We start from the raw sequence: 14,015 nt of genomic DNA on the forward strand, positions 1-14,015 counted from the left end.
GTTCTGAAATAACGAACGGCTGTGAAAACACCAGCATGTTCTAAATTTCATAGTGTTTCGGTGGTCATAGCGTTAGGGAAACGCCCGGTTACATTTCGAACCCGGAAGCTAAGCCTTTCAGCGCCGATGGTACTGCAGGGGGGACCCTGTGGGAGAGTAGGACGCCGCCGAACAATCATTGTGGGAAAGCCCCGCACCTTATGGTGCGGGGCTTTTCTGCGTTTACGGCCCCATGGCGTACACGTCGCCCTCCGGGAAGCCTTCCAACAACCATAGCCGCAGGCGGATGCGGCGTGATCCAGCACCATCTGGTGCCCGCTCCGACGCTGCTGGCCTTTTCCGGCAACCGGCAGATGCCCGCTCTGATCCACGCGTCACGTGCCGAGTGGGGGCTGACTCGTTCGTGGCCACCGTTGAGCCGAAGGCGTACGGAGGCCACGGTGTGGCCTTGGTCGACCTCAATCGCTGAGCCTGCCCAGCGTCAGAGGCGGCCCGCGGCTTTCAAGGCGAGGTAGGCGTCCGCCAGGGCGGGCGCCAGGGTGTCCGGGGTGGCGTCGACCACGTGGACTCCGTGGCGGGTGAGCTGCTCCGCAGTGCGCCGGCGTACCGCCAGGGACTGGGCGCCGGCCGCGGCCTCGTAGACCGCGTCGAGCGTGCCGCGGGAGTTCGCCATCTCCGCGATGTGGGGGTCGGCCACCGAGGCCAGTACGACCGTGTGGCGCTGTGTGAGGCGGGGGAGGAGGGGGAGCAGGCCTTCTTCCATCGGGGCTGCGTCCAGGCTCGTCAGGAGGACCACCAGGGACCTGCGGGGGGCATGGCGCAGGACGGTGGAGACCAGGGTGCGGGCGTCGGTTTCGACGAGCTCCGGTTCCAGTGTGGCCATGGCGTTCACGAAGGCCGGGAGGACGTCTGCGGCCGAGCGGCCCTGGACCTGGGCACGCGGGCGGCGGTCGTGGGCCAGCAGGTCCACGCGGTCGCCCGCGCGGGTCGCCAGGGCGGCCAGGAGCAGGGCCGCGTCCATCGCCGAATCCAGGCGGGGGGCGTCGCCCACGCGGCCCGCGGAGGTGCGGCCGGTGTCCAGGCAGATCAGGATGTGCCGGTCGCGTTCCGGGCGCCAGGTGCGGACCGCGACCTTGTCCTGGCGGGCCGTGGCACGCCAGTCGATCGAGCGGGTGTCGTCGCCGGGTACGTAATCGCGCAGGCTGTCGAACTCGGTGCCCTCGCCGCGGGTCAGGACGCTCGTGCGGCCGTCCAGTTCGCGCAGCCGGGCCAGCCGCGAGGGGAGGTGCTTGCGGCTGGTGAAGGGCGGCAGGACACGGACCGTCCAAGGGACGGTGTGGGTGCCCTGGCGGGACAGCAGGCCGAACGGACCGTACGAACGGATCGTCACGCGGTCGGCCCGCCGGTCTCCGCGGCGGGTGGGGCGCAGCCGAGTGGTGATCCGGCGGCGTTCGCCGGCCGGGACCGTCACGGTGTGGCGGGAGGCGGCGGCTTCGGTGCCGGGGAGCCAGCTGCTGGGCGGCCAGGCGTCGCGGATACGGGCCCGGAGCATGCGCGTGCTGGGGTTCGTGACCGTCAGGTGGACCTCCGCCGGGTCGCCGAGGCGGACCGAGGTATCGCCCGAACGGGTGAGGGTGAGGGTGCGGACGGGCGCCGCCAGGGCGTAGTCGACGGCGCAGGCGAGGGCGAGGGTTCCGTTGACCGCCAGCATCCCCGTCCAGGTCGGTTCGAGGATGCCGACGGGCAGGCTGCCGAGGGCCGCCAGCAGGGCGGCGCGTCCGGTGAGAGCCATCAGCGCGGGACGGGGACGTGGGACAGGATCGCGGTGACGACGGCGTCGGCCGTGACCCCCTCCATCTCGGCCTCCGGGCGGAGTTGGACGCGGTGGCGCAAGGTGGGCAGGGCGAGGGCCTTGACGTCGTCGGGGGTGACGTAGTCGCGTCCGGTGAGCCAGGCCCAGGCGCGGGAGGTGGCCAGCAGGGCGGTCGCGCCGCGCGGGGAGACGCCGAGGGTGAGGGACGGCGACTCGCGGGTGGCCCGGCAGATGTCGACCACGTACCCGGCGATCTCCGGGGAGACGGACACCTTGGCGACGGCGTCGCGGGCGGCTTCGAGCTCGGACGCGCCGGCGACCGGGCGCAGACCGGCGGCCTGGAGGTCGCGCGGGTCGAACCCGGCCGCGTGCCGGGTCAGGACGCCGATCTCGTCCTGCCGCGAGGGCAGGGGCACGGTGAGCTTGAGGAGGAAGCGGTCCAGCTGGGCTTCCGGGAGGGGGTACGTGCCCTCGTACTCGACCGGGTTCATGGTGGCGGCGACGAGGAAGGGGTCCGGGAGGGCGCGCGGGGTGCCGTCGACGGTGACCTGACGCTCCTCCATGGCCTCCAGGAGCGAGGACTGGGTCTTGGGCGGCGTGCGGTTGATCTCGTCCGCCAGGAAGAGGTTGGTGAAGACCGGGCCGTTCTGGAAGGAGAACTCGGCGGTGCGGGCGTCGTAGACCAGGGAGCCGGTGACATCGCTGGGCATCAGGTCCGGGGTGAACTGGACGCGCTTGGTGTCGAGGGCGAGGGAGGCGGCGAGGGCCCGTACGAGGAGGGTCTTGGCGACGCCGGGTACGCCTTCGAGGAGGACGTGGCCGCGGCACAGGAGTGCGACGACGAGACCGGTGACGGCCGAGTCCTGGCCGACGACGGCCTTCCCGATCTCGGTGCGGATCGCCTCCAGCGAGGAGCGGGCGCTGTCCGTGGTGGCCGTCATGAGGTGCGGACCTCTCTTTCGAGGGCGTCGAGGTGGTCGGCGAGCGCGACGAGTGCCGCGTCGTCGGCGGGTGTGGTGCCGAAGAGGAGGGCGGTCAGGTCCGTGCCCGGGTCCGTGAGGCGGGCGGACACGGCGGGAACCAGGGCCGCGGGATCGTGGGAGTGCGAGGGCGCTACGCCGACCAGGGCGGCCAGACGTTCACGGGACGCGGCGCGCAGTACGGTCGCGGCGCGGTCGCGCGCGCCGGCCTTGCGGTAGAGGCGGGCGCGGCCCTCGGCGGCCTCGGAGGCGCGGATGACGACCGGCAGTTTCTCGGTGACCAGGGGACCGAGCCGGCGGGCGCGCCAGAGGGCGGCGAGGACGGCAGCCACGAAGAGCTGGAGGAGGGCCCAGCTCCAGCCGCGCGGGACGAGCTGCAGGAGGGTCTTCTCGTGGCCGGGGTCCTCATCCTGGACCTCGGTGAGGGAAGGCAGGTACCAGACGAGGTCGGGGCGGGAGCCGAGGAGTTGGAGGGCGAGGGAGGCGTTGCCCCCGTCGGCCAGTTCCTTGTTGAGCAGGAGCTCCTCGGAGCCGAGGAGGACCGTGTCACCGCCGGGGGTGCCCGAGGGGAGGACGAGGAGGGTGGGGTGGCCGCCGCTGGGGTAGCAGGCGGTTCCGGCACTGCTGGCGTACCGGTGGCCGCCGCCGGTCGCGGCGCGGCCCGCGGAGACGGCGGCGGGCAGGGTGCAGCCGGGGTCCAGGTCCTGATCGGGGGCGTAGCCCTGGGTGCGTGCGGCGGGGACCAGGTCGGAAAGTCCGAGGCCGCCGGGGGCGAGCAGGACGGTGCGACCGCCGGAGAGGTCGATGGCGGAACGGATGGCGCGGCGCTGGCCGTCTGCGAGTCGGTCGGGGTCGGTGACGAGCAGGGTGGTGCCGGGGCCGGCCGCGGCGGCGGCCTCGCGGGCGGTGGTGACGACGCGGATGGTGACCCCGCGGGCCTGGAGCAGCTCGGCGACGGCCCGGCTGCCGTCCGGGTCGGCGGAGCGGGGGTCGAGGTAGCCGTGCCGGCTGCCGGAGCCGAGGGCGGCAAGGGTCACGGCGGCGGCGAGCAGGATCCCGAGGGCGATGAGGAAGCCGCGCGCCCGGAGCCAGATGCCTCCGGCGGTGAGCGGGCGGTGGGCGGTGGCTGCGGCCGAGGTGGACCGGCCGGGGCCCGGGGTGCTCGTGCGGGGCGTGCCGGGGGGTGCGGCTGCGGCCGGGCCGGGTACGGCGGGCGACGTCACGCCGGGGGTGAGCGAGGGGTGGGCGGTGGCTGCGCCCGGGGTGCTCGTGCGGGGAGGGTGGGGCGCTGGGGACGGGCCGGGGTCGGCCGGGGTGGCCGTGCCGGTGACCGGCGGGGTCGGGGGGGTCTGTGCGGCTCCTGAGGCAGTGATGGGGGCGCTCAGGGGGGTCTGTGGGGCTGCGGTGGGCGCAGGGGCGGTTGGCGGGCCCGGTATCGAGGTGGCTGCGCCGGAGGTCTCGTCCGCCGCAGGGGTCGACGGGTCCGGGGTGGGGGCGGTCATGCCGGGGGTCCCGTCAGGAGCGGCTTCGTGCGGGTCAGGGTCAGGTCGAGGGCGCGCAGGCGGGCGTACATGTCGCTGTCGCCGGGGCGGCCGCCGTACGTGACGTCGTCGAAGGTGCGGGCAGCGGCGCGCAGCTCCCCGGCCTGGTCCGGGAGGGAGACGGAGGCTTCGGCCGCCGCCTCGTCGGCGGTGCGGCCCGGGCGCGGGTCCAGGAGGGTGCGTTCCTCCAGGGAGCGGACGACGGCCCGCATGCGCTCCTGGACGGCTTCGGTCCAGCGGCCCGCGGCGGCGTGGGCGTCGGCGGCGGCGCGGTGGTCGGCGGCGCTGCGTACGGCGTCGTCGAACAGGGTGGCGGCGCCGGTGGCGGCGCGGCGGGGGGAGCCGAGCCGCCACCACAGGGCGGCGACGGCCAGGACGACCAGGGCGGCGATGGCGACCAGGCCGAGCGTGCCGCCGGGGGTGGCGCCCGAGGCGTGGTCGAAGAGGTTGCCGACCCATTCCCAGAAGCGGTCCAGGGCGCGCTGGAGCAGGCCGGGGTCGTTCTGGTGGTACAGCGGTTTGGACAGTTCGCGTTCGGCCGCCTCGCGGGCGGGGTCGCGCGGTGTCGTCACCGGCGGTGTCTGCCCGGTTGGCAGCAGCGCCACGGCGTGTGTGATGAGGCCCCCCGTGCTCATCATCGATGCATCAGCCTCCGGCCGGCGGCGTCGTCGCCGCGTTCGTACCGTAGTTCTCCAGGCCCGCCGCCCGGGCGAGCTCCAGGTCGAGGGCCTCGCGCCGGATGCGCTGGTCGACGTACAGCATCACGGTGACGCCCGACTGCATCGGCATGGTGATGGTCTGCGCGATGATCGCGCCGATTCCCGAGAAGACGAGCGGTACCCACCCGGTGGCGGCGGTGCCGTTCTGCAGGGCCTCCGGTCCGCCGTCGGCGAGTCCGAAGACCAGTCCGATGGCGGTCAGCGGCCAGACGATGACGGCCGAGACGAAAGCAGTGATGAGGCCTGTGAGGGCGGTGATGCCGAAGATGCGCCACCAGGAGCCCTGGACGAGCTTCGAGGAGCGTCGGAGCGCGCCGATGACGCTGCTCTTCTCCAGCATCAGCGCGGGTGAGGCCAGGCTGAACTTGATCCCGAGCCAGATGAGGAGCGGCAGGGAGGCGAGGCCGCCGAGGACGCCGATGCCGATGCTGCTCAGGGCGATGCCGGGCAGGATCAGCACGGAGACGAGTGCGACTGCGGCGAGGGTGATCAGGAAGGTCAGCCCGAGCAGACGGAGCAGCTGGGGGCGGGCCTCGCGCCAGGCTCCACCGATCGTGGAGCGCTGGCCGAGCACGGCACGGCTGAAGATCATCGTGAGCATGGCGGTCGCCAGGATGGTCCCGATGATCTGGATGAAGCCCTCTGCGAGCAGGGCCGTCATGGTGCCGCTGAGGGCATCGAGGACGTCCTGGAGGTCGGCGTCCGGGTCCGAGGTGACGGCCAGGTCGGCGAACGCGTACTTCTGCACGATCACGTTGATGACCTGGATGACGGTGGCCACTACCAGGGTGATCGACAGGACCGAGCGCCAGTGGCTGCGCATGGTGCTGACCGCGCCGTCGAGGACCTCGCCCATGTCCAGCGGGCGCAGCGGGATCACGCCGGGCTTGGCGGCCGGGGGCTTGCCCCACTGGCCGGCACCGCCCGGGTATCCGTACTGGCCGCCCTGGGGGCCCCCGTACGATCCCCAGCCCGCACCCGGCTGCGGCTGCAGCGGCTGCGGGGCGTGCGGAGGCTGCGGGGTGGCGGGGCTCGACCCGCCCCAGATCCCGTCCGGGGGGAGACCCGCACCGGGGGGCGGCTGCTCGGCGGACCACTTCTGTCCGCCGGCGGGCGTCTGCGTACCCTCGCCGCCGCTCCGACCGTCGGACGCGCCCGGCTGTTCGCCGTCGGACGGGGAGGGTCCGGGCGTAGCCCAGCCCGGAGAGTCGTTCATCGTCGCTCCTTCACGTGCACCTGCTGCGGCGGGGGCGCTGGTCGCCTGTCATCGTGCCACGTGGGAACGTTGAACGGACCGGCCGTCCCCCCGGATCTCCGGCAGCCCGTACCTTCAATTGTCGCCCGGATCCGGTGCAGACTGGTCGGCCTGATCTCCACGCAGGTCGGAGGGGCGATTTCCAGCCCTTTTGGCTGTGGGACAGCTCACCGCCAGGTAACGATTAGCTAATGGGATGATGTCAACCATGAAGGGACGCGTCCTTGTCGTCGACGACGACACCGCGCTGGCCGAGATGCTCGGCATTGTGCTGCGTGGAGAAGGTTTTGAGCCGTCGTTCGTAGCGGACGGTGACAAGGCACTTGCTGCCTTCCGGGAGGCGAAGCCGGACCTGGTGCTGCTCGACCTCATGCTGCCCGGAAGGGACGGCATAGAGGTGTGCAGGCTGATCCGGGCCGAGTCCGGCGTACCGATCGTCATGCTCACCGCGAAGAGCGACACGGTCGACGTCGTGGTGGGCCTGGAGTCCGGTGCCGACGACTACATCGTCAAGCCGTTCAAGCCGAAGGAGCTGGTGGCCCGCATCCGGGCCCGCCTGCGCCGGTCGGAGGAGCCCGCCCCCGAGCAGCTGGCCATCGGTGACCTGGTCATCGACGTGGCCGGGCACTCGGTCAAGCGGGACGGGGTCTCCATTGCCCTGACCCCGCTCGAGTTCGACCTGCTGGTCGCGCTCGCCCGCAAGCCCTGGCAGGTCTTCACCCGCGAGGTGCTGTTGGAGCAGGTCTGGGGCTACCGGCACGCGGCGGACACCCGTCTGGTCAACGTGCACGTGCAGCGGTTGCGCTCCAAGGTCGAGAAGGACCCGGAGCGCCCCGAGATCGTCGTGACGGTGCGTGGTGTCGGCTACAAGGCCGGACCGAGCTGACGTGCAGCCCGGTAGGCCCCGGCGCGGCCCGCGCTGGGGGGCCCTGTGGGGCGGCCGGCTGCTGCAGGACGGAGCACCCGGTGGCCCTGTGCTGCGGTTGTTGGTACGCCTCGTACGACGACCGTTGCTTCCGGCTATCCGGCTGTGGCGGCGCAACATCCAGCTGCGGGTGGTCGCCGCCACGCTGCTGATGTCGCTCGCCGTGGTCCTCGCGCTCGGCTTCGTCGTGATCGCTCAGGTCAGTAAGGGGCTCCTCGACGCCAAGGAGGAGGCCGCCCAGAGCCAGGCGGCGGGCGGGTTCGCGGTCGCACAGGAGAAGGCCAACACCCCCTCCACGGTGGACGGACCCGACGCCACCGACAACAAGGTCGGGCGGGACGCCAGTACCTGGATGAACTCGCTGGTCAAGCAGCTCGCCAGTGGCGGCCAGACCGCCTTCGAGGTGGTCGCGCTCGGCGCCGGCCCCGGCGCGGGCGGGCAGCCGGGCGGGCCCCCCGTCTCGGGCGTCAAGGGTGCCCGTGCCTCCGGCAACGTGGATCCGACGGCGAGCGTCCCGGCGGGGCTGCGCCGTGCCGTCAACCACGCCACCGGGACCTTCAAGACCTTCTCCCAGATCCGGTACACCGCCGGGGCCGGGGACAAGGCGCCGGAGCCCGCGCTGGTCGTGGGCAAGCGGCTCACCGACATCAACGGGGACCCGTACGACCTGTACTACCTCTTCCCGCTCACGCAGGAGGAGGAGTCCCTCAACCTGATCAAGGTCACCATCGCCACGGCCGGCGTGTTCGTGGTCGTCCTGCTCGGTGCCATCGCCTGGCTCGTCGTGCGCCAGGTCGTGACGCCCGTGCGGATGGCCGCCGGGATCGCCGAGCGGCTCTCCGCCGGGCGGCTCCAGGAGCGGATGAAGGTCACCGGCGAGGACGACATCGCCCGTCTGGGCGAGGCCTTCAACAAGATGGCGCAAAACCTCCAGCTCAAGATCCAGCAGCTGGAGGACCTGTCCCGGATGCAGCGCCGGTTCGTCTCCGACGTCTCGCACGAGCTGCGGACGCCGCTCACGACCGTACGGATGGCAGCCGACGTCATCCACGACGCCCGGGTCGACTTCGACCCGATCACGGCGCGCTCCGCCGAGCTGCTCGCCGGGCAGCTCGACCGTTTCGAGTCGCTGCTCGCGGACCTGCTGGAGATCAGCCGGTTCGACGCGGGGGCGGCGGCCCTGGAGGCCGAACCGATCGACCTGCGGGAGGTCGTACGCCGGGTCATCGACGGCGCCGAGCCGCTCGCCGAGCACAAGGGCACCCGGATCCGGGTGCTGGGCGACACCCAGCCCGTCATAGCCGAGGCCGACTCCCGGCGCGTGGAGCGGGTGCTGCGCAACCTCGTCGTCAACGCCGTGGAGCACGGCGAGGGCCGTGACGTGGTGGTCCGGCTCGCGTCCGCGGGCGGGGCCGTCGCGGTCGCCGTGCGCGACTACGGCGTCGGGCTCAAGCCCGGTGAGGCCACCCGCGTCTTCAACCGCTTCTGGCGGGCCGACCCGGCCCGCGCCCGCACCACTGGCGGCACCGGCCTCGGCCTGTCGATCGCGGTGGAGGACGCCCGGCTGCACGGCGGCTGGCTCCAGGCCTGGGGCGAGCCGGGCGGCGGTTCGCAGTTCCGGCTGACGCTGCCGCGGACCGCCGACGAGCCGCTGAGGGGGTCCCCGATCCCGCTGGAGCCGGAGGATTCCCGCGCCAACCGGGCCAGGGCCGCGGCCGACGCGGCGGGCTCCGGGGCGGCCCCGACGGAGCCCCGGGCTCCGGGCCGGCCCGACCGTTCGCCCATACCGCCCCGGTCGGCGGTCGCCGGGGCGGTGCCGGTGCCGGCGGACCCGACGGCCCTTCCGGGCAACGGGGCCCGCGTCGTGGCCCGCCCGGCCGACCAGGCGGCAGCCGACCGGACCCAAGCCGACCGGGCCGCCGCGGCCGCCGCGGCTGACGAGGCTGACGAGGCAGCACAGGAGGATGGAGCAGGTGGACGCTGAGCCCGCACGGGTAGGCAGGGAAGGCCGTCGCCGCCGGTGGCGGTCGCTGCGGGCGTACGCCTTCGGCGCGGCAGGACTGCTGCTGGCCGGCTGCGCCTCCATGCCCGACCACGGGGAGATCCGCGAGGTACGGGCCTCGCAGGGGGTCGACTCGCAGGTCCGCGTGTTCGGCGTGCCGCCGGCCGACAAGGCCGGTCCGGCCGACATCGTCGACGGCTTCCTGGAGGCCATGACCAGCGACGACCCGCAGCTGCAGACCGCCCGCAAGTACCTCACCGAGGAGGCGGCGAAGAACTGGAAGCCCGGTTCGGCGGTCACGGTGCTCTCCGCGGGCATCGACCGGTTCTCGGTCCAGGGGGAGAAGGACCCCGCGGTCCCCCGCTACAAGATGACCGGCAAGAAGCTCGCGACGGTGGACGAGCGCAGCGCGTACCAGCCGGAGACCACGGGCGGGCGCTACGAGGAGTACCTCCAGCTGGTCCAGGAGAACAAGCAGTGGCGGATCGCGACGCCGCCGAGCAGCCTCGTGCTCAGCGAGTCGGACTTCCAGCGCATCTACATGCCGGTCAACAAGTACTACTTCGCGGGCGGCACGCTGGTGGCCGATCCCGTGTACGTGCGCCAGCGCAGCGACCCCGATTCGCGGATGGACCCCACCACGCAGACCGTGCAGTCGCTGTTGGCGGGGCCGTCCAAGTGGCTGGGTCCGGTGGTCACTTCGAGCTTCCCCGCGGGCACGGAGCTGCGGGAGGGCACCAAATCCCTCGCGTACGACGGCCAGAACGCGCTGCGGGTGCCGCTCAACGACAAGGCGGACAACGTCGCGCAGCCCCAGTGCCAGAAGATGGCCGCGCAACTCCTGTACACCGTGCAGGACCTGACGGCCTCCAAGTTGGCCCGGGTCGAGCTGTTGCGCTCCGACCGGTCCTCGCTGTGCTCCGTGACCGAGGCGGCAGCGGCGGCGATCGCGCACCGGCCGCCCAGTCCCGAGTACCAGTACTACGTGGACGGCGAGAGCCGGCTCGTGCGGATGAAGCTCGACATCACCAGTGAGGACCAGCAGTACCGGCCGGAGCCGGTGCCGGGGCCGCTGTCCACGCCCCCCGGGTTCAAGGTCGGCTCCGCGGCCGTGTCGTACGACGAGAAGCGCGCGGCGGTGGTCTCCGAGGACGGGCACGGGCTGTACCTGGTCAACCTGACGACCGCCGGACCCATGCCGCAGCCGGTGCTGACCGGCAAGGGCAACAAGCCGGACGGGCTGGGCGCGCCCAGCTGGGACGCGGCGGGCGACCTGTGGATCGCGGACCAGGACCAGCAGAACCCGGGGCTGTGGCGGGTTCCGGGCGGCACCGGAACCCCGCAGAAGATCGACGTGGCCGGGCTCGACGGCGGCCGGATCACCGCGCTGAAGGTGTCCCCGGACGGGGTGCGGATCGGGCTGCTGGTGCTGAAGGAGAGCCGCAAGAACCTGTACATCGGCCGGATCGAGCGGCCGGAGGGCAAGGGGGACAAGGCTGCGGTGTCCGTGCGCGAGCTGCGTCCGGCGGCCCCGCAGATGGCGAACGTGACGGCGTTGAGCTGGGCGCCGCGCGGCCGGCTGCTGGTGGTGGGCCGGGAGAGCGGCGGGGTCGTGCAGGCCCGGTACATGCTGGCGGACGGTTCGATGGTCGCGGCGAGCCTGCCCGGAGCCACCGGGCTGGTCGCGGTGGCGGCGACGGAGGACGAGAAGAAGCCGGTGGTCGCGTACTCGGACGAGGACGGGATCGTGTGGCTGCCGCCGGGGGCGCAGTGGCGCACGGTGGCAGCGGCGGGCCGGGCCCCGGTCTACCCCGGCTGACCTTCCCGCCCCGGCCCGCCCCGGCCCGCCCCGGCCCGCCGCGGCCCGCCCCGGCCCGCCGCGGCCCGCCCCGGCCCGTCCCGGCCCGTCCCGGCCCGCCGCGGCCCGCCGGCAACGGAAGGCCGCGGCCCGTCCCGGCCCGCCGCGGCCTTCCGTTGCCGGCGGGCCTGCCGGCGGCGTTGTCCACAGGGGTGGCGGGCCGCTCGGCCCGCCCGGCACAGTGTGGACATGCGGGGGTGGTGGCAGGAGCTCGCCGGGCTGGTCCTGCCGGTCGACTGCGCCGGCTGCGGGGCCTCCCGGGTACTGCTGTGCGCGGGCTGCGCGGGGGCGCTGAGCGGGGCCGCGGCGGGCCGTGTACGACCGTCCCCGGCGCCCGAGGGGCTGCCGCAGGTGCATGCGGGCGCGGTGTACGAGGACGCCGTACGGCAGGTCGTACTGGCCCACAAGGAGCGCGGGGCGCTCCCCCTGGCCGGGCCGCTCGGGGCCGCACTGGCGGCGGCCGTCCGCGCGGGGGCCGCGGCGGCGGGCGGGTGGGCCATCGTCCCGGTGCCTTCGGCGCGGCGGCAGGTCCGGGCGCGCGGACACGATCCGGCACGCAGGATCGCCCTGGCGGCTGCGGCGCGGCTGCGGCGGGCCGGTGTGCCCGCCCGCGTGGCGCCCGTACTGCGCCACGTCCGGCCGGTGGCCGATCAGGCGGGCCTGGGGGCCCGGCAGCGCCGGGAGAACCTCACCGGGGCCCTGGGGGCGTGCCGTGGCGCGGCCCGGGTGACGGCGGGGGCGCGGATCGTGCTGGTGGACGACCTGATCACCACGGGGGCCACGCTCGTGGAGGCCGCCCGGGCGGTGCGTGCCGCGTCGATCGGACCGGTCGTGGGGGCTGCCGTGGTGGCCGCGCCGAGGGACTCCTTCGTACGAATCCGGTCGACAACCCGTACAGACCAACAATCTTGTGAATAGATTTGGAACTGGAGGGGAAGGCGCATCGTTGCAGGTAGTAAGAGTGAATGGCCACCTGAACGGAGGTACGTTCCGGTAGCGGGTGCCGACAACCGGCAGGGAGAGATATGTTCGGTTGTAAGGAACTGGCGAGACCTGGCACCCACGCATCGGACCGCACGTTTCGGCGTTTTTGAATCTTCGTGTCAGAGGCTGTCTCTCGACTCCGAAGTCGGTGGGGTGTAGACCTAGCCGATGGGGGAGGAGGAGGTGGAAGTCGCCAAGTCCGAGGCTCCGGTGTTCACCGGAGCCTGGTGCGAAAGGGAGACGCTTCGCCCCGTGAGGCGGAGCTATCCGGGAACGGAGTTCTGCGTGGACATCGTCGTCAAGGGCCGCAAGACCGAGGTGCCCGAGCGGTTCCGCAAGCACGTGGCCGAGAAGCTGAATCCGGAGCGGATCCAGAAGCTCGACGCCAAGGTGATCAGCTTGGACGTCGAGGTGTCCAAGGAGCACAACCCGCGTCAGGCCGACCGTTCCGACCGCGTGGAGATCACCCTGCGTTCGCGGGGCCCGGTGATCCGTGCCGAGGCCGCAGCCGCCGACCCGTACGCGGCGCTCGACCTGGCACAGGACAAGCTGGAGGCCCGGCTGCGCAAGCAGCACGACAAGCGCTACACCCGCCGGGGCAACGGCCGGCTCTCGGCGGCAGAGGTCGCCGACGTGGTGCCGGGCGTGGCCGAGCTGAACGTGAACGGCGAGCCGTTCAAGGAGGAGAAGGCGGACGAGATCCCGACCACTCGGATCGGGTCGCTGGAGGTACAGGGCGAAGGCCCCCTCATCGTCCGCGAGAAGACGCACTCGGCCGCACCCATGTCACTCGACCAGGCTCTGTACGAGATGGAGCTGGTCGGCCACGACTTCTACCTGTTCGTCGACTCCGACACCAAGATGCCGAGCGTCGTCTACCGGCGTCACGGCTACGACTACGGCGTGATCCACCTCAACTCCGATCAGGCCTCCAGCTCCGGTGAGCCCGGCGCAGGGGCGGGCGGGGCGCTCGGCGGCTGACGCCGCGTCCTGAATTTTCGGTGAACTGCCCCCGGGGCGCAGCAGCGCCTCCGGGGGCTTCCGTATGACTCGTATAGGCCACGTGGTCCTCGCAGGCTCCCCGCCCGATGGCGCGGGCATGGAATCATGGCGGGCAGTCAACCGGCGGGCTACCCGCTCCGGTTGGCCCGGCAGGTCGGCACATGCAGGGGGAGGAACGATGGCGGACAGCTTCGGGCCGGAGCGCGGTGACGAGGGCGGCGAGCCGATCCGGGTGCTCGTCGTCGACGACCACGCCCTGTTCCGGCGCGGGCTGGAGATCGTCCTCGCGCAGGAGGAGGACATCCAGGTCGTCGGCGAGGCCGGGGACGGGGCGGAGGCGGTGGACAAGGCGGCGGACCTGCTGCCGGACATCGTGCTGATGGACGTACGGATGCCGCGGCGCGGGGGTATCGAGGCCTGTACGTCGATCAAGGAGGTGGCCCCCTCCGCGAAGATCATCATGCTGACGATCAGCGACGAGGAGGCGGACCTCTACGACGCGATCAAGGCGGGCGCCACCGGATACCTCCTGAAGGAAATCTCGACCGACGAGGTGGCGACGGCGATCCGCGCGGTGGCGGACGGACAGTCCCAGATCAGTCCGTCCATGGCGTCGAAGCTGCTGACGGAATTCAAGTCGATGATCCAGCGGACGGACGAGCGGCGTTTGGTACCGGCGCCGCGACTGACGGACCGGGAGCTGGAAGTGCTCAAGCTCGTGGCGACCGGGATGAACAACCGCGATATCGCGAAGGAGCTGTTCATCTCGGAGAACACCGTCAAGAACCACGTCCGCAACATCCTGGAGAAGCTCCAGCTGCACTCCAGGATGGAGGCCGTGGTCTACGCGATGCGGGAAAAGATCCTCGAAATCCGCTGACCCCTTCCCTCCGCTCCCCGCCCCTCCCCGCCCCTCCCCGCCCCTCCCCACCGATC

Annotated in this window: 11 protein-coding genes and 1 rRNA gene; 7 read left to right on the top strand and 5 right to left on the bottom strand. The window is 72.5% G+C overall.

What is annotated here, in order from left to right; genetic code table 11:
• Positions 1–56: 56 nt before the first annotated feature.
• Positions 57–173, top strand: a 5S ribosomal RNA gene (gene rrf / locus ABZZ20_RS16805).
• 308 nt (positions 174–481) lie between these two features.
• Here the strand turns inward: rrf and ABZZ20_RS16810 are convergent.
• From ABZZ20_RS16810 to ABZZ20_RS16830, 5 genes are read right to left on the bottom strand one after another with little or no spacing between them, the layout of a single operon-like run.
• Entirely contained in the window at positions 482–1,792 is a 1,311-nt protein-coding gene (locus ABZZ20_RS16810; protein ID WP_356870147.1) for a DUF58 domain-containing protein, read from the bottom strand.
• Positions 1,792–2,754 carry a MoxR family ATPase gene (locus ABZZ20_RS16815; protein WP_356870148.1) on the bottom strand — a complete coding sequence of 321 codons (963 nt, stop codon included), beginning with the start codon at positions 2,752–2,754 and terminating at the stop codon, positions 1,792–1,794. Before ABZZ20_RS16815 ends, ABZZ20_RS16810 begins: the two co-directional genes overlap by 1 nt.
• Positions 2,751–4,295: a DUF4350 domain-containing protein gene (locus ABZZ20_RS16820; protein ID WP_356870149.1), complete on the bottom strand. Its 1,545-nt coding sequence runs from the start codon at positions 4,293–4,295 to the stop codon at positions 2,751–2,753. The genes ABZZ20_RS16815 and ABZZ20_RS16820 overlap by 4 nt, the downstream gene beginning before the upstream one ends.
• Entirely contained in the window at positions 4,292–4,969 is a 678-nt protein-coding gene (locus ABZZ20_RS16825; protein WP_356870456.1) for a DUF4129 domain-containing protein, read from the bottom strand. Before ABZZ20_RS16825 ends, ABZZ20_RS16820 begins: the two co-directional genes overlap by 4 nt.
• Before the next feature lie 10 nt (positions 4,970–4,979).
• A complete protein-coding gene (locus ABZZ20_RS16830; protein ID WP_356870150.1) occupies positions 4,980–6,269 on the bottom strand; it encodes a hypothetical protein in 1,290 nt (429 codons plus the stop codon).
• A 235-nt stretch (positions 6,270–6,504) separates the two neighbouring features.
• On the opposite strand from ABZZ20_RS16830, the gene mtrA reads away from it, so the two are divergent.
• The 6 genes from mtrA (at position 6,505) to ABZZ20_RS16860 (ending at position 13,959) form a co-directional block, all read left to right on the top strand.
• Entirely contained in the window at positions 6,505–7,194 is a 690-nt protein-coding gene (gene mtrA / locus ABZZ20_RS16835) for a two-component system response regulator MtrA (protein WP_214949728.1), read from the top strand.
• Position 7,195: 1 nt separating this feature from the next.
• Positions 7,196–9,217 (top strand): MtrAB system histidine kinase MtrB, encoded by a 2,022-nt coding sequence (gene mtrB / locus ABZZ20_RS16840; protein ID WP_356870151.1) that lies wholly within the window; start codon positions 7,196–7,198, stop codon positions 9,215–9,217.
• Positions 9,198–11,054, top strand: coding sequence for an LpqB family beta-propeller domain-containing protein (locus tag ABZZ20_RS16845; protein ID WP_356870152.1), 1,857 nt, complete (start codon positions 9,198–9,200; stop codon positions 11,052–11,054). The genes mtrB and ABZZ20_RS16845 overlap by 20 nt, the downstream gene beginning before the upstream one ends.
• A gap of 228 nt (positions 11,055–11,282) precedes the next feature.
• Positions 11,283–12,011, top strand: a complete 729-nt coding sequence (locus ABZZ20_RS16850) for a phosphoribosyltransferase family protein (protein WP_356870153.1) — start codon at positions 11,283–11,285, stop codon at positions 12,009–12,011.
• Between the two features lie 318 nt (positions 12,012–12,329).
• Positions 12,330–13,058 (top strand): ribosome-associated translation inhibitor RaiA, encoded by a 729-nt coding sequence (raiA, locus tag ABZZ20_RS16855; RefSeq protein ID WP_356870458.1) that lies wholly within the window; start codon positions 12,330–12,332, stop codon positions 13,056–13,058.
• Positions 13,059–13,257: 199 nt separating this feature from the next.
• Positions 13,258–13,959, top strand: a complete 702-nt coding sequence (locus ABZZ20_RS16860) for a response regulator transcription factor (RefSeq protein ID WP_356870154.1) — start codon at positions 13,258–13,260, stop codon at positions 13,957–13,959.
• Positions 13,960–14,015: the final 56 nt, after the last annotated feature.

The organism is Streptomyces sp. NPDC006430, assembly GCF_040612395.1.
Lineage (GTDB): Bacteria > Actinomycetota > Actinomycetes > Streptomycetales > Streptomycetaceae > Streptomyces.

What these genes read in the sequence shown, in the direction of transcription:
- ABZZ20_RS16810 (WP_356870147.1), bottom strand. Translation starts at nt 1,792, where the DNA reads ATGGCTCTCACCGGACGCGCCGCCCTGCTGGCGGCCCTCGGCAGCCTG.
- ABZZ20_RS16815 (WP_356870148.1), bottom strand. Translation starts at nt 2,754, where the DNA reads ATGACGGCCACCACGGACAGCGCCCGCTCCTCGCTGGAGGCGATCCGC.
- ABZZ20_RS16820 (WP_356870149.1), bottom strand. Translation starts at nt 4,295, where the DNA reads ATGACCGCCCCCACCCCGGACCCGTCGACCCCTGCGGCGGACGAGACC.
- ABZZ20_RS16825 (WP_356870456.1), bottom strand. Translation starts at nt 4,969, where the DNA reads ATGAGCACGGGGGGCCTCATCACACACGCCGTGGCGCTGCTGCCAACC.
- ABZZ20_RS16830 (WP_356870150.1), bottom strand. Translation starts at nt 6,269, where the DNA reads ATGAACGACTCTCCGGGCTGGGCTACGCCCGGACCCTCCCCGTCCGAC.
- mtrA (WP_214949728.1), top strand. Translation starts at nt 6,505, where the DNA reads ATGATGTCAACCATGAAGGGACGCGTCCTTGTCGTCGACGACGACACC.
- ABZZ20_RS16845 (WP_356870152.1), top strand. Translation starts at nt 9,198, where the DNA reads ATGGAGCAGGTGGACGCTGAGCCCGCACGGGTAGGCAGGGAAGGCCGT.
- ABZZ20_RS16850 (WP_356870153.1), top strand. Translation starts at nt 11,283, where the DNA reads ATGCGGGGGTGGTGGCAGGAGCTCGCCGGGCTGGTCCTGCCGGTCGAC.
- ABZZ20_RS16860 (WP_356870154.1), top strand. Translation starts at nt 13,258, where the DNA reads ATGGCGGACAGCTTCGGGCCGGAGCGCGGTGACGAGGGCGGCGAGCCG.